This is a genomic window from Paenibacillus sp. fava2, assembly GCF_058313675.1.
The window spans coordinates 2,677,188-2,698,814 of sequence record NZ_CM177755.1 but is presented as its reverse complement, the minus strand read 5'-3'; the positions used below and the strand labels follow the sequence as shown (position 1 = coordinate 2,698,814).

Annotated in this window: 11 protein-coding genes; all 11 read right to left on the bottom strand. The window is 51.5% G+C overall.

Annotation, left to right across the window (positions count from 1 at the left end; all coding sequences use genetic code 11):
• Positions 1–14: 14 nt before the first annotated feature.
• A complete protein-coding gene (locus AC4G46_RS11350; protein WP_491128026.1) occupies positions 15–1,910 on the bottom strand; it encodes a beta-glucoside-specific PTS transporter subunit IIABC in 1,896 nt (631 codons plus the stop codon).
• A gap of 116 nt (positions 1,911–2,026) precedes the next feature.
• A complete protein-coding gene (gene licT, locus AC4G46_RS11345; RefSeq protein WP_491128025.1) occupies positions 2,027–2,863 on the bottom strand; it encodes a BglG family transcription antiterminator LicT in 837 nt (278 codons plus the stop codon).
• 388 nt (positions 2,864–3,251) lie between these two features.
• Positions 3,252–4,493, bottom strand: coding sequence for a helix-turn-helix transcriptional regulator (locus AC4G46_RS11340; RefSeq protein WP_491128024.1), 1,242 nt, complete (start codon positions 4,491–4,493; stop codon positions 3,252–3,254).
• A 113-nt stretch (positions 4,494–4,606) separates the two neighbouring features.
• On the bottom strand, positions 4,607–6,640 hold the full coding sequence (locus tag AC4G46_RS11335; protein WP_491128023.1) for a methyl-accepting chemotaxis protein: 2,034 nt from the start codon (positions 6,638–6,640) through the stop codon (positions 4,607–4,609).
• A 214-nt stretch (positions 6,641–6,854) separates the two neighbouring features.
• Complete coding sequence (locus AC4G46_RS11330) at positions 6,855–7,814, bottom strand: radical SAM protein (RefSeq protein ID WP_491128022.1); 960 nt, start codon at positions 7,812–7,814, stop codon at positions 6,855–6,857.
• 163 nt (positions 7,815–7,977) lie between these two features.
• Complete coding sequence (locus AC4G46_RS11325; protein ID WP_491128021.1) at positions 7,978–9,222, bottom strand: stalk domain-containing protein; 1,245 nt, start codon at positions 9,220–9,222, stop codon at positions 7,978–7,980.
• Positions 9,223–9,372: 150 nt separating this feature from the next.
• Positions 9,373–10,323 (bottom strand): nucleoside hydrolase, encoded by a 951-nt coding sequence (locus AC4G46_RS11320; RefSeq protein ID WP_491128020.1) that lies wholly within the window; start codon positions 10,321–10,323, stop codon positions 9,373–9,375.
• Positions 10,324–10,449: 126 nt separating this feature from the next.
• Entirely contained in the window at positions 10,450–11,628 is a 1,179-nt protein-coding gene (locus tag AC4G46_RS11315; RefSeq protein ID WP_491128019.1) for a MalY/PatB family protein, read from the bottom strand.
• A 65-nt stretch (positions 11,629–11,693) separates the two neighbouring features.
• Positions 11,694–12,065, bottom strand: coding sequence for a LytR/AlgR family response regulator transcription factor (locus tag AC4G46_RS11310; protein ID WP_068725375.1), 372 nt, complete (start codon positions 12,063–12,065; stop codon positions 11,694–11,696).
• 149 nt (positions 12,066–12,214) lie between these two features.
• Positions 12,215–12,904: a S1 family peptidase gene (locus AC4G46_RS11305; protein ID WP_491128018.1), complete on the bottom strand. Its 690-nt coding sequence runs from the start codon at positions 12,902–12,904 to the stop codon at positions 12,215–12,217.
• Between the two features lie 22 nt (positions 12,905–12,926).
• Positions 12,927–21,626, bottom strand: coding sequence for a chitobiase/beta-hexosaminidase C-terminal domain-containing protein (locus tag AC4G46_RS11300; protein WP_491128017.1), 8,700 nt, complete (start codon positions 21,624–21,626; stop codon positions 12,927–12,929).
• Position 21,627: the final 1 nt, after the last annotated feature.

Here is a 21,627-nt window from a genome sequence, read left to right as displayed (position 1 = left end):
CTTAATAAGTTGTGTCAGATCATTACTGTTAATAAATCCTCTTTGTAGCTGATGGATTTCTTCCCGGTTTCAATAACATCCAGGTAATTATTTGAATTTGAAACGATTACAGGTGTGGTCAGAATATAGCCGGCCGCTCTGATCGCCTCCAGATCAAATTCCATGAGCAGATCACCCTTTTTCACATTGTCGCCCTGCTTCACTCTTGGTGTAAAATGCTGCCCTTTCAGCTTAACGGTATCTTTGCCGACGTGAATCAGGATATCTACCCCGTGATCGCTGGTGATTCCAATCGCATGACCGGAGGCAAAGAGTGAGGTCAGCACCCCGTCCACCGGAGAAAACACTTTGCCTTCCGCAGGTTCAATGGCAATTCCTTTGCCGAGCGCACCTGTAGAGAACGCCTCATCCTTAACCTCGGAAAGTGCGATAACCTCGCCTTTTAACGGACTGCTTACGGTCTCCTGCTTCACCAGTACGTCACCTTTAGGACCTTCGGCAGACTGTTCTTTAACAACATCATCTTTAAATCCGCCGAAGTACATCAGCAGGAACCCGAGCACAAAGCTCACGCTAATTCCGATAATTGCCCCGTAGAATCCCGCATCCATTCCTTCAGGACTGATATAGCTCGGGATTCCGAAAATCCCCAGACCACCCAAGATGTACCCCTTGGTTCCCATCAGCCCGATGATACCGCCGCCGACACCTGCTGCGATACAGCTGAGAATGAACGGCTTTTTGCGCGGAAGGGTAATCCCGTAGATGGCCGGCTCGGTAACCCCGAAGATCCCGGAGATGACCGCCGGAATAGAAAGCGATTTCAATTTGATGTTTTTGGTCCGCAGCAGGATAGCGAGCACAACACCTGTCTGGGCAAAGGAAGCTCCAAAGACACCGGCCAGGATCGGGTCATATTTCAGCACGGTGAGGTTGTTGATGGCAATCGGTACAAAGCCCCAGTGCAGGCCGAAGATAACAAATACCTGCCAGAACGCGCCAAGCAGAATGCCGGCAATAACCGGACTCAGATTATAGACGAACAAAGTGCCTGCACCAAGCAGCTGGCCTGCCCAAGTCGCAACCGGACCGATGACAATCAATGCCAGCGGTACAATGATGAGCAGGGTGCAAAAAGGAACAAGGAAGGTCCGTACCACGCTTGGAATGATTTTTTTGAACACGGCTTCAATCTTCGCGCCCACATACGTCGAGAGGATAATCGGAATAACGCTGGACGAATAGCTCATCAGGATTACCGGAATGCCAAGGAAGGTCAGGTAAACCGGCGATTCAATGACACTGCCGCTAAACAAGGTATACAGCGGTTGACCGGAAGCCGTTATCGATGAAAATGTAGGATATACCAGCGTTGCCCCGATTGCCATTCCTAAGAAGATATTGGCGTTGAATTTCTTAGCTGACGTATATCCCAGGAAGATCGGGAAGAAGTAGAACAGGCAGTCACCGATTGCATTCAGAATCTGATAGGTACCTGAAGTGCTCACCAGCAGCCCAAGTGAAAGGAACAGCGCGGTAAAACCTTTAATCATCCCTGTTGCACACAATACACCCAGCGCCGGTGTGAACACACCTGAGATGATATCGATAAATTTATTGAAAAGGCCAACCTTTTCGTCTGGAATTTCAGCTGCCGCTGACTGAAACCCGCCAATTGCCGAGACCTCTGCATATACCTCCGGCACATGGTTGCCGATAACAACCTGATACTGGCCTCCGCTCTGGATTACCGTTACAATCCCGTCCATGCTCTTCAGAACCTCGGTGTCCGCCTTACTCTCGTCCTTTAATTTAAACCGCAAACGGGTGATGCAGTGTGTCAGACTGTTAACATTTTCTTTGCCGCCTACGTTCTTAATGATGGCTTTTGCGAGCTGCTCGTATTTCATGTTGACCGCTCCTTTATTAGAACATTCTTATAAAAAAGACGAGACCTAATAGATAACATACAGAGCATGTTATCTATTTTGGTCTCGCCTGCTTTACCAGTAACAATCCAAAATGATTATTCAGTTTGCCGGTCTGTTACACGATGTACATGAATGGTCAGGTACAGCTTTTCCTCATCCGACAATTCGGTATTCAGATACTTCTCAATTTTCATCATACAGTTGTAAGCATTCTTATATTTTGCCTTGACTTGTTTTAATAAGAAATCATCATCCAGCTCCATCTTCTTTTTCTGGTGAATCCGCTGGAAGTAGAAGCGCAAATGGGTGATAAACCGTTCAAAGCTGATCGATTTCTCGTCGAGTGTAATATTGTAAGTGTATTTGATAATGTTCAGAATATCCTGTATCTTCTGGGTTTGGCCAGCTACGTCTGATGTCTTATGGTACGAGCTGTTGATCTGGGCATTAATTAAATGAAGGGCAATGTTGCCCGCTTCATCTTCTGACAGCTCTTTACCGACAGAATCACGGATAAATTCCAGCGCCTTTATGCCGACGGCAAATTCCTTGGGATAAATCTTTTTGATTTCCCAGATCAGCGGATTAGGGTTCTGAATCCCTTCGTCATACATCTTGAACGTATTATAAATGTGATCTGTGAGTGTAACATAAATATATTCGCTTAATGGCACCTGCAGCATGTTCTTGCCGTATTCGATGATATCGTAGCAGAGCGATACGTATTCAGACGGGACATCCTCCAGCAGCAATCTGAACCGCTCCGAAGCTTCCTTTTGCTTAAGAATGAAGACCTTTTCTATCAGTCCCTCGTCCACAATGTCGCCGATGCTTTTTTTGAAGCCAATCCCGCAGCCCATGACTACAAATTCCTGCTTTTGCGAATCTTTGGCGACAATGGCATTGTTGTTAAAGATTTTTTTGATAATCATCCGAGCTGCCTCCTCCATATCCCTGTATAATGTAACTGCAGGATTTAGACACTGGACGAATAGAATCAGGCCATCCGACACTATTAAGCATTTCCAAAAAGACTAAAATTTCAACATCACCTGCTCTGTGTATTCGTTCTATACCTACATTGAGTACAAGTGGTGAGATTAAAAAAAGGCAAAACCCAAAACATGTCTCAACACATGTCCTGGGTTTTGCCTTTTCAGTAACAATCCCAAAGTCAGAATAACACTTTTCTTCTGCTTTGACAAGAGGAAAGTATGCGCTTTCTTTTTTTGGATTTGCGGCTCGTCTCCGCCCATAAGTTCAATTAGTGCTACCGGAGAAACTCCCGTTAAAGAGGAGTAACTCCGGAGCGTCTAACTGTCAACGGCCTTTATGCAGCCGCTCCCGGTATTCCTTTGGACTCTTGCCGTTGTATTTCTTGAAGGCGCTGACGAAATGGCCGGCGCTGTCATAGCCGACCAGCGGCGCAAGGTCCGTGAGCTTCAGCTTATCATCCGGCAGCAGCTGCTCGGCTCTGCCCATTCTGATCTTTACGGTATAATCAGCAAGCGGTATGCCAACGTGCTGCTTGAACTGCCTGTTCAGGCTGCTCTCCTCCACCCCGAAGAGCTGCGCAGCAGCAGCAGGCGGCAGCTCCCAGCCGTAATTGCGCTCCGCATATTTTCTGACGGATTCCGCAAGCGCTCTTTCCGGAGACTGGCGGGCCAGCTTCACTTCTTCCATTACCAGCAGCCCCAGTGCGGACAGCTGCTCTTCCAGCTGCGCCGGAGAGTTACAGGCAGCAAGCGCAGCGTGACTGTTCCACAGATATTTACAGAGGGCAGTGCCTCTGAAGGCAAATTTTCCGGCGGCAACGTTCAGCAGGAGCAGGATACGAATCCCCTGATACAACTGGATGGCAGAGGGCTTCCCTGCAGCTTTGTCCGTTCCAAACAGGGCTATCAGCTCCCGCTCATAAGCAAAGGTATCCGCAGTCTCTATCATTTGCAGCAGCCTTCGTTCTTCCTCCGGGGATAACCATGACATGACAGGAATTACTGCGTCTGCAGCTCCGGCCCGCATACCGGGCCAGCCGTTCATATCCAGGGTGTAAAGGCAGGAAGCAAAGGCATTTCTCAGCCGCTTCAGCCCTTTAACCTCAAGTCCGGCCGCTGAGATCCACTCATATTCCATAGCAGCCTCCAGCCTCTGTCCCAGCTCTGTTAGAAACCGGCTTGCACGGCCCGAATGCTCTGCACCTTCCCTGGCAGGAATCAGAAAATAGACCTGCAGCGGATTCGCCTCACTCACAAACGGATAAATGTGCTTCCATCCGGCTGCCGCTTCGCGGCACACAAGCTGGAATCCCTCACCCGCGGCAAGCTGCCGGCGCCTGAAGGCAGGTGATATTTCCTCAGGCGGCAGCTTAAGCTCAGCAGCGGCAAACTGCAGCCTGAGACCCTCAGCGGCAAGGGGCGCCAGCTTGAGCTGGCGCAACCGTGTCCTGACCGGTTCCGTGCCCGGCCAGTCCTCCTGAATCAGCTGCAGGAGAAAGCTCTCCTGCAGCTGGCGCACTTGGCCGCGTCCCGACTGCAGCTCCTCTTCCGGCGAGATTTTAACCATCCCTGTATCCCCCTTATTTCAGCATTAAGCAGTACACTTAACATCCACAATAATATTCTTACTATTATTATGGACTGAAATACCTGGAAGAACCGTTGAGGAGTGAAATCTAATCAGATTTTGAACCTGTCTACCAGTACTTGCAGCTCTTTGGCGCTATGGGTATTCTCATCTGCCATAGCAGCCTCATGGAAGGTCTTCTCGACAATGTCGGCGGTTTTTACGGCAATGTCCTGTACACCGATCGCTCCTTCATTAATGGTTGCTGCAACCTCATTCACAGCAATAGCGATACTGCCTACGGTTTCGTTCAGATGATCGGCGGCTTCGGCAAACTGGCCCATCAGCTCATTGATCGTGGACGCATCCTCATTGTACTGCTGGCTGACCTCGGTAAGGCGCTCATAGTCTGCGAGCACGTTCTGGTCGATGAAAGCCAGAACCGCCTCGGAATGCTCTTTCATCAGCTCGACGGATGAATACACATTTTTGACAACCCCCTGAATGCCGGATGCCGTCTCAGAGGATTTCTCCGCCAGCTTGCGGATTTCGCCGGCCACTACAGCAAAGCCGCGGCCCGCTTCACCTGCACGCGCAGCCTCAATCGCCGCATTAAGGGCAAGCAGATTGGTCTGGCTCGTAATCGACAGAATGGTATCTGCAAGCACGTTAATCTCATTGATTGCGCCGGATTGCTCGATCGCTTTTTCCATTTCAGTCCTTACCGCTTCATAGATCTCCTTGGCCCGGTCTGTCGATTCTACGGCATCATGCTGCAGGGCAAGCGCACGTTCTGTAATATGGCCGGATACATCCGCGCCTTCTCTGACCCGCCCGGAAATCAGCTGCACGTTGGTCTGGACTTCATGGATCGCCGCCGTCATCTCCTGGGTGGAGGCTGCCGTCTCCTCCATGCCGGCGGACAGCTGCTCTGTTGTTGCCGAGTTGTCGTGCGCATTCTCGCGGACTTCAACCGAGAGCTTTTCTAGTAGCACCGCATTGTCCAGAACCTTGCCCGAAATTCCGACCAGGCTGCCGGCCATTTCGCGCAGAACCGCACGTGTGTGGAACATCGCTTTGGCAATTGTACCGGTTTCGTCCTTGTTCCGGACCAGATGCTCGAACTGCTTGTCGTATTTCAGATCCAGCTCTGCCGTCCGGTTAATCAGCTCTGTCAGCTTGATAATCGGCGAGGAGATCCGGGTTGCCACAATGATTCCGATCAGCAGGGTCAGCAGAAGACTGCCCAGTCCGAGCAGAATAATATAGTTTGTCATACTATCAACAGGCTGCATTATTTCCCCCAGGTCACCGGTCAGCACCAGCGTCCATTTGGTCAGCGGGAGTACGCTATAGGCTGCTTTTTTCTCGGCTCCCTTATAAAAATACTGCACATTGTCATCCGCAACCGTCTCACCGGACTTCACCCGTTCAACCACACCCTTGATCTGCTCATTCTCCACAGGGGAGCCGATCTTGGCTTCATCCGGATGATAGAGGATATTGCCGGTCTCATCTACCAGATAGGCATAAGAAGAAGGGGCATTGGCCACCTTGGCATCTGCCAGGTATTTGATGATGCTGCTCGCATTGACGGCTGAAGCCACGAACCCGATCATTTGGCCGTTATTCATTACCGGATGCGCAAAAGCAAGCACGTAAGCGCCTGTGGACTTCGACTTCAGCGTTTCACTGATCACTGCCGCCTGTGTCTTGATCACATTAATCGTATAACTGCGTTCGCTGAAATCTGTTCCCACCAGCTTAGTATCACTGTCGGCAATCCCGATCCCCTGCATGTTAACAACAAACATATGCTCAAGATTCCCTGCATCATTAACCTGTGCCTGCAGTCTGGTATTCACTTCAGTCACCAGTTCATCCCCGGCGGCCAGCTCACCGGCAGCATCCTTCAGCAGCAGCTCGGCAATCTCCGATTCTCCGGCTACCAGCTGCATGCTCCGCTTCTCTTTGTCTATCATAGCTTCAATGGTCTGTGCTTTGTTCGTGTTGACTTGTGCCATGGCAGATTCGGTGAGATCCATAATAGTGCCTGTAGATTTGTAATACGTGAAAACGCCCATCATTGCCGTAGAAATCAGTATAACGGCGATCATCATAACCGATAGCTTCATCCGAATCTTCATTTTGTAAGCACCCTTCCACCTTCATCTTATCCATCTTTTATAAATCCTTAATTTTGTAACAATTATTACAATCTATATCGGATTAAATCGGAGAATTTTGTAGATAACATGAAGAATTTCAGCGAATTTTATCACACTTTGTCGAATGATGGGACTAAAAATAAAGCCCTTTTTCTCCAAACAGAGAAAAAAGGCTTTATAATCATTGGCCGGTCTATACCTCTGCCGGGAAAAGGGCGTCCAGGGCCGGACAAGGCTGCTTCTCCAGGAACCGCTCCAGCGGTTTAGGCATATTCGTATACAGCTCATTCAGCGAGGTACCCTTGTAGATGTTGCCGATAATGACCGGGTGGCACAGCTCGGAGATCAGAATATCTCCATTGCCGTGTAGATGCAGCTGCTTCTTGCCTTCAATACAGTGCGGGAAATAGACGCCCGGCTGCTCCTCAAAGCCCAGTCTGTCCATGAACCGGTCCATGCAGGTAAAGTACAGGGTAGTGTCTTCCTTCCTGTTCGCAATCAGCTGGTTTACGGCATTCTTCAGGTTCTCCTGCGCTGCGATCGCCTTCCAGCCGGTGTGGCCCATAATGATGCTGTTCTGAATTTCGTGGGTCCGCACTCCCATGGAATAGACGTGGTCGCTGATCTCCTGCATGTTATCCTGTGTCTGGTCGAACAGCAGGGTTTCCAGCACAACGTTCACTTCTGTTTTGGCGAACATGGTGATATTCTCTCTGATTTTTTCGTAGACTGTCGGATGGATATTGTAATATTTCGAGAAGCCCTCAGCCGTCGTAAAATTAAATGAAATATGTATCGTGGTCAGGCCGGCCTTGACGAGCTGGTCAATCCGCTCCGCATTAAGCAGACTGCCGTTGGAGTTCAACTGGGTCTGGATACCGCGGGAAGAGCAGTAGGACACAATCTCCACGCAATCCTGGAACTTCAGTGTAACCTCACCGCCGGAGAGACGGACCCGCTTCAGCCCCGGAAGCTCCTCCAGTATACGGATAACTTCCTTGCCGTTAATGGCTTCCCCGTCATTTCTATTATAGGCGCAGCAGTAATCGCAGCGGAAATTGCAGTTCGAGGTGACGCCCACTTCAAGCCCCTCCAGCTCATACGTCAGCGGCTTATCAAGCTCCAGTGCTTTATATTTTATGCTCATGCTCAAATGTCCTCCTGTAAATAAAATAGTCAGCCTAAGGGTCAACCTTAAAAATTATAAAGGTTTCGGGCTCAGGTTAATGTGACATTTGTTGTGGCGGGTTTGTCCGGCATACAGCGGCTATACCAAAAAAAGAGACTGCACACGGCAGTCCCTTCCTCACAATAATTTATAATTCCACGGATTTACTCATCTCGTTCCATACCGGCTGCCCGATCAGGCCCAGACGCCAGATGGCGATGCCTTTCAGCCCGTAGCGCTTCGCCAGGCCGATCTTCGCATTCACAGAGGTCTCATTCTCACTGAACACAGAGATGCCGAGAATCAGCTTATCCTTGCTGACCTGCTCCAGCGCCAGGCGGATGCCCTGATCGACCATCGCCAGCGGCTCCGGCCTGGATTCATCTTCATAGGCGTAAGCCATAATGACCAGATCATCAGCCAGCGATGCCAGCGTCTTATAGTCATAGCCCTTATAGGAGCCGTTCAGCGGCGGCAGAATCACTGTCAGCTTCAGCCCTGCCGGACGGGCAACCGCCACCAGATTCTTCACGAACGTATTGAACTGGCTCTGCACCAGCTTCTTGTCACCGGTCAGCCCCAGACCTTCCAAATCCAGTCCTATGCCCTGAAAGCCCTTCTCCGTTGCCAGCGAGACGATGCTTGAGATAGTCTGCTGCTGTAATACCGGATCTTCCAGGTTCTTGGTCAGCTCAAGCTCCTTATCTCCCGAGTAGACCATCAGATAAGGGGCAGTGCCTCCTGCTGCGGCGTTCTGGACAATCGACTCCGGCGTCACATCACCGTCAGCCTTCGGCCACCAGAAATCCGTACTGCTTGTCGTAAACTGGCCGCTGCGGTCAAGCCGGCTCCAGCCAAAATGCACTGCATCAAAGCTGGGGATCAACGATACTTCACCGTAAGACTTCTGGGCGTAGAAACCGAGCGTATACAGGTCTCTTTGGGGAGAGGTGATGGACACGGTCTTCGTCGCCTGATTCCAGCTTACCCCTGCCCCGAACTGCTGGCCGAAGAAGCTGAGCGGAATCATCGTCGTTCCGCGGATGTTCTGCGGTGCTACAGCCAGCTTAACTGCTGCGCCGTTGACGGTTGCCGTTGTACTCCCTAATGTAAGAGTGACCACCTTGGAGCCTGAAGCTTCGGTATTGGTCGCTGTAATTTTCTTAGCTGCCTGGTTCCACTCCACTTTAATGCCAAGCGCTTCGGAAATGGCCCGGAACGGTACCATCGTTGTTCCGCTCATCACGGCCGGTGACACTGGAAACGGCAGCGGATAACCGTCCAGCATAATCGTTACGCTGCCTGTTGCAGCCTGTGCGGGCTGTACAGGAAGAGCAGTAAAACCGCTCATCGTTATTGCAGCACATAATATCAGCTTACTCAGTCTTTTCATATCTTCTATTCTCCAATCTGCAGGATTTCTGAATGACGGACAATCACGACCCTATCATTTTACCAAACTAGCACATTTTAGCAAATTAATAGATTGTCATTTTTGAATGACGCCACTGATATTTCTTCAGAACCCTGCAGCCGGGAGAGCCTACATAAACGCGCTTAAAAAGATACCTACCGCACGCCGGGCATCTACTCCAACAGCTACCTCAATAAATTCCCCTGCCTTGGGCTGTGCCCGCAGATCGGCTACAACCATCCCGCTGGTATGCTCCCCCTGATGCTCCACACGGACCTTCATCTGCCGGCAGGTCAGCAGATCCGGATGCAGCGCGGCCATCATGGCCAGCGGATCGTGCATCGGTGCGGCATTGATAATATAATTCGCCTCCCGGTAAAAATGGAAATAATGCTGCAGAGACTGGTCCATAAATTCGATAACCGCCCGGTTCTCTTCCTTGCCGTGACGCTTCAGCAGTTCCAGATGCTCCGAGGTAATCAGCGTTTCCAGCGTTACATCCAGCCCCACCATTAGCACAGGCAGACCTGAGGTAAATACCCGGTCTGCCGCCAGCGGATCGCCCCAAAGATTGGCTTCGGCCACCGGCGTTACATTCCCCGGCTTGAAAATCGTTCCGCCCATCACAACCACCTTTTTCAGCTTGGCGGTCAAATCCGGGTCCAGTTCAAGCGCCTGCGCCAGATTGGTCAGCCGGCCAAGCGTCACCAGCACGATTTCGCCGGGATGCTCATTAGCCACTCTTACGATAAACGCTGCAGCACTCTCTTTAACCGGCCGCCGGGAAGACGTAGGGAGCTGAACGTCCCCAATGCCGTTCTCCCCGTGCACATGGGGCGAGAAGCCGCCTAGCTCACGTGCCAGCGCTTTGGAAGCACCAATGGCAACAGGAATTTCATAATCCGGTTTGGCCAGATCCAGCAGTCTGAGCGTATTGTCAGCCGCCTGTTCGACGCTCGTATTGCCGAAGACCATCGTAATTCCCTCTATTATTACACCCGGAGTACGGAGTGCGTATAGTATAGCCAGTGCATCATCAATTCCGGTGTCACAGTCAATTATCATTCGGGTCAAGCTCATTTGCAGGTTCTCTCCATTCATCTCTGTATTAAGCCGGGGCAAGTCAAGCAAAAAGCCTGCCGCGGTCCCCTGAACAGCCAGTGTTCAAGAGGATCTGCGGCAAGCTTACTGTAATATTATATAGTTTTACTGCTGAACATAAGGTGCAGCCGCCCGGCTGAACCGCTGCAGGGCTTCAGTCAGCACTGAACGCGGGCAAGCCAGATTGATGCGCAGATGCCCTTCGCCTTCAGGACCGAAAACAGAACCCTCGTTAAAGGCCACTTCGGCCTCCTTGTACATCAGCTTCTTGAGCCCGGCGGCATCCAGCCCGAGCGCCCGGCAGTTCATCCAGAGCAGATAGGTGGCTTCAGGCCGCATAACCTTGACGGCAGGAAGATGCTCTGCGAGATAGCTGATTGCATACTCCACATTTCCGGCAATATGCTGAATCAGCTCGTCCAGCCAGGCCTCGCCTTCATTGTAGGCCGCTTCTACTGCTTCCTGGGCAAAATAATGCGACATATGCAGGCTGAGCGCCTTCAGCTTGCGTTCGTATTTACGGCGCAGCTCCGGGTTTTTAGCCACAATATAAGAGGTCTGCAGGCCCGGCAGGTTGAAGGTTTTGGTTGCTGCAAGTGTAGTAACCGTGATGTCAGCAAGCTCCTCCGACAAGGAGGCAAACGGAATATGCTTATGTCCGGGCATGATCATATCGCAATGAATTTCATCGGAAATGACCGTTACCCCGTAACGCAGGCACAGCTCGCCCAGACGCAGCAGCTCTTCACGCTTCCAGACCGTACCGCCCGGGTTGTGCGGATTGCAGAGCAGCAGCAGCTTGGCACCGCCCTTCATCACCTCTTCGAGATGCGCATAATCCATTTCATAACGCCCGTTGTTCAGAATCAGCGGGTTCTTAGCTACTGTCCGGTCGTTCATATTAATGACATCGTAAAAAGGATAATAGACCGGCGATTGCAGAATCACCTCATCCCCGGGCTTGGTAAGCAGCTCGACCGAAAGGCTGAGCGAGGTTACAATCCCCGGTGAATCGGTAATCCACTCCGGCTGAATCTTCCAGTCATGACGCCGGCTGTACCAGCTCACAATGGCCTGCTTGTAGGATTCGCCGGTTACACTGTAGCCGTAAACGCCGGATTCCACCCTGTGCAGTATCGCTTCCTTAACCGCGGGCGGACTCTCAAAATCCATATCCGCTACCCACAGCGGCAGAATATTGCTGTTGCCGAACAGCTTTTCACTCTGGTCCCATTTATAGGATCGGGTATTGCGGCGGTCTATTTTGCGTTCAAAGTCATACATTCCTTCAATCCCCCATCTTTTAGGCTTTTCAGATTATTGTATCACAGGGGGGACAATCCGGCATCCTATACCGCATCACTGCCTTTACGCAGCCGTTCCAGGGACTGGCACAGCCTTTCCTCTTCAAACGGCTTCAGAAGATAATCTACAATAGCCTGGTCAAAAGCCCAAAGCGCATGCTGTTTACTTCCCGTTGTAACCACAATCTGGATTGCCGGCAGCTGCTGCTTAATCTGCTCGGCCACCAGTACCCCCTGCAGGCCGTGGAGCTGAAGATCCAGAAACAGCACATCCGGCTGCAGCCCGGCCATCTGTTCCAAAGCGCTCTGCGGATGAGAAGACATCCCGATCACAGCGACTTTTCCTGACCTGTGCAGCATGGCAGCCAGCTTATAGAGATCCTCCTGATTCACATCCAGCAAAAACGCCCTAATCATTTCTCTCCCGCCTTTCACCAGGAATTTGCTTTAAAAAAAGAGCTGCCCTTGACATCTGTCTAACAGACGTCCCGGGACAGCCGTGATTGAAGTTAACCCGCCTCAGCCTCTGCTGCTGCCAGAACAATGTGCTGCAGACGTAAGACGGTCTATTTCAGCGCCGCCGGCAGCAGGCTGCGGAGATCATCATTGTTAATGATGAGATGAATATTATTCATCGTTCTGAGGGAACCGGATATCACTCCGGCCAGCTGGCCGTGCGCATCCATCAGAGGTCCTCCGGACATTCCGCTTGCTATCTGTGCCGAGGTCAAGATTCTGCTGCGTCCGTTAATCTCAGCTGCAGGCGTATTGACGATGCCCTCGGTAATAATATTCGTATTCTTCAGCGGGTACCCCAGTGCGAATACCGACTCGCCGTGTTTAACTGCATTCTTGCGCACCTGAAGATAGGAATAGGCATTGTCCTTTATCTTCATCGCCGCAGGCGAAGGCAGCTCCAGCACCGCTACATCCTTAAGCTCATCGTACTTGGTAACCTTGACAGGACTGATTACAGTCCCGTCTGCCATTACCCCTTCCATCCGCTCCGCACCCTTTACAACATGGTACGCAGTGACCGCAGTGCCGCCGGGGGACAGGATAATTCCTGTACCCGTGGCACTTGCCGTTCCGTCGCTTTTCAGCACCCGCAGATAGAACATCGCATTTTCTGCAAGCTGATAGGTCTGTTCAGCGTTGTTGACAACCGGCGTATCGGCACTGGTAGTACCATTGTAAAAGAACGCTGCAGTCAACAGGGATACTATAATGCAAAGATACGCAAGCTGTTTTTTCATCCGCTTATCATTCCTTTATCGTTTATTGCACTACTGACATAATATCTTTGAACGCCCAGTGGGTGGCCGGCAGATCCTTGTATTTCACAGCCGTTACAGTCAGCTTCTTCGTGCCGACAATCCGGTTGATCATTACAACTGCCTCCGCACGTGTAATCGGAGCGTTCGGTTTGAAGGTTCCGTCAGGGAAGCCTTGCACATACCCTGCTCTGGTCAGGGCATTCACATACTGCTCGGACCAGTGGCCCTTCAGATCAGACTGTCTGGTAATGCCGGCAGTCTTGAGATCCAGATTAAGCACTGTAGTCATAATCTTCGCAAACTCGGCTCTTGTCAAGCCTTTTGTACCGCCAAATCCGCCGTCAGGATATCCCTCAATGATGCCTGCCGAAGCAAAGAATGCCGTCAGCGCTTCATGTTCAGCCGGTACATCATTGAACAGATTCCCTACATTTACATTCTCCATCTCAAGGAGCGGCGCCAGTGCAGTGATCAGCTCATATCTGGTAATCGCTGTGCTTGGTTTGAACGTACCGTCTGCATAAGCAGTCATGTACTTGGTCTCGTCCGCTGTGCCCTTCAGGCTGTACTTGGCATTTTCAACCGCATACTCGATAGTGATAACTGTATCATCCTGATCGGTGATCATTTTGATAGTCATGTTTCCAGTAATGAGAAGCTCACCGGTATATTTCGTGCTGTTCACCGTCGGTGTGCTGCCGTCAAGCGTGTAATAGATGACTTGCCCTTCAGGCGCATTCAGCTTCAGCTTGCTGTTCTTGGCAACCTTCACCGGAGCCTCGCTGTCACCGTTAATGCTTGCGTTGCTGGTAACTGCTGTAATGGCAGGCTCCTTGGCAGGAGGAAGGAAGAATCCTCCGCCGCCGTAATTACCGCCGGTAGGAAGCGTCCATGTTGCTGTCCATACATTGCTGTATTCTTTGCCCTGAACGATTGTAACAGCCTTAACTGTTGTTGCGTTCTTCAGGATAATCGGTGCAGTGTACAGCAAGGATGTTTCATTAGGCGTGCTGCCATCCAATGTGTAATAAATACTGCCGCCTGGCTCATCTGTTCCCAGGACGACGGATGTCTCGGCCGTAATAATCTTGTCCTTCGCATCAGACAGCAGCTTCGGTGCTGCAGCTGTTGCCGGGTATTTCACTGCAGGCTCGTTGATCATGATGCTTCTGGTTAGTCCTTGAGCGGATACCGTCAGTTTAGTGGCGGCTCCATCTCTCAGTGTGCCAGTCGTCCCGTTCAGGACAACGGCTGCCGGATCTGCACTCCAGTTCACCCGGTCTGCACCTTTCAGTGCAAAGCCGGAGGCTACCCGGTTGATCAGGTCCTGCGGGTTCAGGATAACTGCAGCAGTGCTGAGCATTCCTTCCTTTGTCCCTTCAAAAGCAGTGAGTCCAGGGTAATAGCCGTTATGCACTGTCCAATGTCCTGCTGTAAGACCTGAAGGAAGCGTTCCGTTAGCCAGTTCAGACGCTTTAAGTCCTGTGACACTAGAGGTGCCCGCAATGCCGGTTACAGCTTTGCCTTCAGCATCAAAGTAAGCCACATTCACCTTGAGCATTTGTGCATTGAATACAGAGCTGCTGATAGAAGCTTCGTTCGCCTTCTGTCCGGCAATTCCGCCGAAGAATGCTTGTCCTGGTGCAATGACACCATTGACAGCTGCTCTAACCTCACCGGTATTCAGGGAAGAAGTAATGGTACCTTCTGCCGCATAACCGGCAATACCGCCGCTCCATGCCTTCTGTGTACCCTCTGCAGAGATTCTTCCTGCAGCATAACTGTTATTGATGCTGCCGCTGTTGGTTCCGGCGATACCGCCGGAGACCGCTTCTGCTGCTGCTGTATTCACATCTGCATAAGAAACGGAGTCAGAGATTACACCCGCAGGCGCATTCTGGCCGGTGATTCCGCCGGCTGCCTGTCCGTTTCCGCTGATGCTGCCACCAGAGCTGGAAGCCGTAATTGTACCTGCGTTCACGCCGGTAACTCCGCCAATCCGTCCCGGACCTGATACAGTCAGGTTAACAGCATTAACCTTGCTGATTGTTCCTTCGTTGACCGCTGACGCACTGCCCGCAGCTTCAGTACCCTCAAGGGCGCCGCTGATGGTAACACCGGTGATGATCCCGGTACTGCGGTTAATCCCGGCAGCAGCTCCGGCATTTTTACCGGAAGCTTTAACACCGGCAAAGTTCACATTGGTAATAGTACCGATATTCTCGGTTACAAATCCAAGATAGGTCTGATCTGCCGAGGTTAATGCCAGCCCGGACACTGTATGACCCTGGCCGTCAAATGTTCCCGCCAGGCTGGTGAACGGTACCCAAGGCTTGCCTTCAAGATCAATATCCGCTCCAAGGAGCAGTGTATTGTATTCAGGCTTTTCAGTAGCCGTTCTGTTGTAAAGAACGTAGTAGTCTAAGTCTAAACCAGTCTCATTGTAGAGCAGGACTGCTCCGGTTAACTGCTCCGCAGAGTTCAGTGTAATTACACCCTCTGCTGCATTATCCATGAAGGATGTATCATAATCAATGTTCCAGTCACCTGAAGCCAGCGGGTTCAGCGCCTCTTCCGGCGCCAGTTTCACAGCGCTAACTGCAGCACCGGCATTTTTGCCTACCGCTGCCAATGTGCCTACATAACTCGAACTATTGATTTTACCGTCACGGAAATTGTAGCCGACAAGTGCGCCCTGCTGGAAATCAGCTCCCGGTGCGCTCGCCGTAATGGCCGGCACATTAGCATATACATTGCTCAGGGTACCGTCATTGTATCCGGCAAAGCCGCCTGTAAAGGAACGGGTTGCCGATTTGATTCCTGTGGTAGAAATTTTCGCTTGCAGTGCATAGGAGCTGCTGATGCCGGCGTTTCTTTCTACAGCTGCCGCAAAACCGCCTGTACGTGTATCAAGTGCGGTATTTGCCACATCACCTGAAGCATAGGAACTGCTAATGCTATAGTGGTCAACTGAACCGGCGAAGCCGCCGACATAAGATCCCAGTCTTCCGCTGACATTCAGAGCACCTGTGGCGTAAGAGTGTGTAATCTGTCCCTCGCGCACATCGGTATCACCGAGCAGACCGGCGAAGCCGCCTGCGTAAATGGTGTTGTCTTTATTGGTATCATTAATATTTACAGGAATGTCCGCATGGGAGTAAGTGATCTTGATATGATCCCCCATACCTACAACTCCGCCGGTCCGTGTTGCCGGCAAGGAATTCTCCAGTGTCAAAGCAGTCCCTACAGTAATTGCCTGTCCGGCAGGTGCTGCTGTTTCACTGTAATGAATCTCGCCGTCAGATCCCTGACCGACAATACCGCCGACATTGTAGACACTACTGTCATCAGCCTTCAGGCTGTTGGCCGCGTAGGCATCCACAATAATACCGTTGCTGTAGCCTGCGATACCGCCAAGATTTACTGTTTTACCGCCGCTGACATTAAGTTCTGCCTGCGAGCTGGAACGGTAAACCGAAGCGTCGTTATTACGTCCGGTAACACCGCCGGCATACAGATCCATAACATGACCTGTACCGCCAACTGTTACAACCCCGTTATGAACATTGGCAAGATAGATGCCGCGGTACAACGGATACGGCTTACCGAAATCAAAGCCCTCATTAATATCACTGCTGGAGAGGAGTCCGGCAATACCGCCTGCTGCTGCCTCACCTGTCTTGGCAGCTGCATTCATTACTGGTGCTGCATCCACATTGTAAAGGATGCTATTGACAGCTTGTCCGGCAATACCGCCTGCAGCGACCGTTTCGCCGGAAGCCTGTATTGTGCCTGCAAATGAACTGCCGTTCATGGCTGCATTTACAAATTGTCCGGCAATACCGCCGATTACTCCGTTCAGAGAGTCTGCAGCAGTAGCCAGGGTAACCTTGTTTACAGTTACATGGTCAAGGTCAAAGGTACTGCTGCTGGCAGCCAGAGCCTTAAGTTTCATGCCCCCGAGAGTGCCTTCTTTAACGCCTACTGCTGCACCCACTATGCCATTACCTGTCAGCTGGACTCCGTCTCCCGTTCCGGTAACGGTAATGTTATTAAGCACAGTACCTGCCTCGGCATGTCCGATAACACCGCCCAGAATGGAGTCAAGGCCGCTTGCCTGCAGGGCTCCGTCAGTGAAGTTCACTTCCAGCGCGCTTGCTGTACCTGCAGTATAAGAACCGATTAGTCCGCCGGTAATGCTCTCCATTCCAGAGGAGGCAATCTGCAATTTCGAGCTCACCTCGGACTTCAGTCCGGTTACATCACCGGTTTGCACACCTACAACTCCGCCGATTACAGCCTGATCCGCAGAGCTGCCGATGCTGCCGTTGATGGCTGTGACGGAATAGGTTGCTGCAGTCAGATCAGAGGTGTTATCACCGATAATACCGCCGGCAATTCCGCCGCTGTATACAGTCTCAACCCGGCTTCCGCCGTCAAAAGTGACGTGAAGTCCGGAAACTTCACCTGTGTTCTTACCGATTACAGCTCCAACGGTTCCGCCGCTGATCTTGATGCCGTTCAGCAGCTTCAGATCCACGTTCGATACGGTACCCAGGTTAAGACCGGCCAGAGCGCCGGTGAACTGGTTACCTGATACAGTCAAAGGCTCCAGATTAATATCAGATACTGCTGCATCTGCCCCTATAACCCCGAACAGTCCGGAGTACGTGAAGACCGGCTGCAGTGTCAGACCGTCAATCAGATGGTTGCCGCCGATGAATGTTCCTTCAAAGGCATTCTCTTCCTTGTCACCGATCGGAACCCATTGCTTGGATTGAATATGAATCGGGTTCATGATGGTGATTGTTCTGCCTGCAAAATTGAATTTGTCCACACCGGCAATAGTGCCGTTGACAATGGACGCAAGACCCGCAAGCTCAGCTTCAGTAGTAATCTGGAAGCCGATAGCGTCCTTATCCTTCATGTACCAGTTGATATTGGCGTTGACATCATTGCCGAGGTCGCCGCCGGTATTGGCTTCACGGTTCACTTCAGGATATTTGTAATCTGCATTCAGAGAGCCGTATTTCCATGCGCCTGTGAAATCCCAGCCGGATAAGTCAGGGAACACGGTTCTGTCTTTCAGGGTGGCTGAAAGAATAGTAGTCAGCCGTACATGCACATTCAGCCACCGGTGGTTGCCTTCGGCAAAGTCCGGCAGATCCTTGTTGATGTTCAGCGATTCATCTTTAATATAGTAGGTTTTGTATAAAAGCTCTTTGCTGGCATTGTCATAACGTCCGGCAAAACCGCCGGCATATGCGCCGTTAGCAGCCGAAACCTCAGCCGCAGAATAGGCATTAGATACTTTACCGTCCTGGATTCTGCCGATAAAGCCGCCCGCATAGGAATGATCACCTGTGGCAGCCACACTTTTTGCCACATAAGAATTCTTGACTGTTCCTCCGGTAAGTTCACCGATCAGACCGCCTACGTTCGTATACACTCCGCTGGCGGTAACTCTGGATGAGGTGTAGGACTGCTCAACAGTACCTGCGCTGTTGCGGCCGATCAGACCGCCCAGGAATACAGATTGGCCTGCTGTACCGGTCGCTTTTCCGGTCAGATCAATGTCGATATAAGAGCCTTTAACTGCTCCTGTGTTCTCCCCTACCAGACCTCCGGCCAGAGTACCTGCGCCTTCGATGGTCAGATTGGCATTCGAATAGGTGTAGTAAAGCGTACCCTTTTCAGTGTTGAGACCGGCTAAGCCGCCAAAGATTACGTTGTTGCCTTTGGAGGATACCGAGATTTTGTCTGTAATGCTGTTATTGGCAATCAGGTTGCGGTTCTCACCGACCATTCCCCCAAGGACGGAGGATGGGGCCGTTGCCGCAATGCTGCCCAGTGTACGCGTGTTCTGAAGAGTGCTCACTGCAGTTCCCGGATTCATCACCGGATCACCTGTGCGGGCATCGTTAAGCCCGACAATTCCCCCGATGGTAGAATTGACTGCTGTTGCATTTACCTTCAAGCTGAGTGCTGTTACATAACTGTTAGTAATAACTGCTGAATTGGTACCCAGGTTGTAAGCGGCAATACCCGCTGTTTTGGCATTTGCACCGTTGATCGTCAGGTTAAGCGTCTTTCCGACCAGGCGCTCCAGTCTGGATTTGTCGTTATAGCCGACAAGTCCGCCGGTATAGCCGTTTGCCGCATCTTTAGTAGTATTAATAAGCAGGTTCTCCAGGTTGACAGTCGTTGTGTCCCCGCTTAGTGTACTGTTCTCCAGTGCACCTGCCAGACCTCCGACTCTTGCCCCTGTTCCCTTAACGGAAATGCTGACATAATCCGGCGCTGTTGCTGCAACGACTGGATTAACAATATCCGTAGCCTGGGCATAACCTACAAGTCCGCCGGCTTTGACATCTGCACCGTTAACGGTAACTACTGCCAGCTCGCCGGCATGGAATACCGGAGTGTTGATGCTTGCGCGGTTAGTTGCTGCATCCGCACCTGCCGAACGTCCGGCAATACCGCCGGCTTCTGTACGGATTCCGCCTGCTGTGATGCTTACGGCGTGTGCCGTTGCATCCGTAAGGGAGCCTGTATTCAAACCGGCAACCCCGCCCAGCAGCGCATCCGCGCCTTCAGAGCTGAGGATGATGTTCTCGGCAAGCACATATGGCGCTGCACCATGGTTCTCACCGAAAATTCCGCCGGCATGGGCAGATGCACCCTTTGCCTTAATTTCAATACGCTCGGCATGGAGATGAAGTGCGGAAGTACGGTTGACACCGACAGCACCGCCGACGATTCCGTTGTCCGCATTCATTTCAATGACAAAGTCCTTCGCCACAATCGGTGCTTCCGTTGTACCGATCACTGCCAGCGTGTTCAGGTTACCAGCTACTGTACCCAATGTGTAGCCGCTTTTTCCGCTTTCAGTGATCAGTCCCACTCTGGCAGCCTGACTGTTAGTCAGAGTCAGTGCCTTGTCATTCATACCGACAAGTCCTCCGGCAGTAACATTATCTGCTCCGGCAGCGGGGTTCTTCACCGCAGCCTCGATGGCAAGACTGTTATAATCTGCACTTTCGGCATCCCCGGCATAAGCGCCGTTGATTGTTCCTTGAGCGTTACCGGCGATCCCGCCGATTACACCGCCTTCTAAGGTTGCTTTCAGGCGGATGTTTTTTACTACTGCATTGTTAATCGTTCCATCCAGATAACCGGCAATCCCGCCGATTGTTCCGTCAGAAATGATTGTTGGAATAACGGACGCCGCTTTGCCAGCCTGCGAAGCCAGGATGCTTCCGCCGGCTTCATAACCGGCAATCCCGCCGGTATACACATCTGCTGAGCCAATGGCATCAATGGCACCGGTAAAGGAGGCATTGGAAATACTTCCGCCTGCATCATAGCCGGCGATTCCGCCTGTGTAAACAGAGGTTCCGCCGCTTGCCTGAATATGTGCAGTGTTCTGGTAAGCATCTATTGCAGGGTTATTTAGAACAATCCCGCTCGCAGCGTAACCGATAAATCCGCCAGTGTAGATCTTTTGCGAACCTGTAGCAGTTACGTTTGCAGCATTGGTATATTCTTTGGTCCATGTAACCGTACTGGCCGCATAACCGGCAATACCGCCAGTATGCACATTCGTTCCGCCATTATTGGTTACAGTTGCCGTATTCACAAAAGCAATACTGAAATCAGGGTTTGTCACAGCACCCGCTGCACCGAAAAGGCCGCCGGCATACGTGCCGGTTGCTGACGGAGCATTGATGCTGACAGCCCCGCTGTTGTTCGTCGAATCGGAGAATACCGCTGTGTTGCCGATTCCTCCGACAATACCGCCTGCATATCCTGTTGCTCCGCCATTTACGGTGACGGCTGCACTGTTGCTGATAACCGTGTCTTCATCATTCATAGTTACGGAGCCGATGGTATGGCCTGCGATCCCTCCGGCATAGATGGAGTCGCTGCCCTGGCCGTTAGCAAGCACCGCACCGGTGTTTGATACCTTTTTAAGCTTCAAACCGCCGGCGTCTCCGTAGCCTACAATCCCTCCGGCAGCAGATGTGCCGTTTACTGTGATGGAGGCATTATTAAAGGAGTTGGCAACCGATCCTTCACCCATCCCGACGATACCGCCGGCGTAAGTGTGGTAAGGCGCACTGTCCGTTGCAATCTTAAGGTTGTTTGTAATGTCGTATACAATGCTTGTGCCGGCCATTTTACCGACTGCAGCCCCTGCATACACATCGTAGGTGACGGTGGTTACGCTGATTGAACCGTCGTTCGAGAACACAAAACCGCCAACGGTTCCGTCAATCATATTGCCTACCAGACCCTGGTAGGACAAACCGGAAGGCACCTTCATTTGCGAAATGGTTAGAATGGAGCCTTCTTTGGAAATCAGTGTTCCGCGGAACGGATGCTCTCCGTTACCGATCGGCACCCAAAGATAAGCACCTAGATTCATGTTGCGGTCAATTTCAAGAATTTTACCGCTAAACCCGTTTACCTTGCCGCCGTCTGCGTCAATATCTTCATTGACGAGCTTCGCCACCCCGGCGAGCTTGGCTTCTGTATCAATCTTGAAGGTTGTATAAACCGGGTTGTACCATGACGTATCCGCTGCACTCGACCAGGTCTGTCCGTCGGCTTTAACCATAAGGCCACCGGCAACCGCTGCGATAGTCAGAACTATCAGTGCAACCGCCAACCCAAGGATTGATTTTTGCTTCATTGCCATC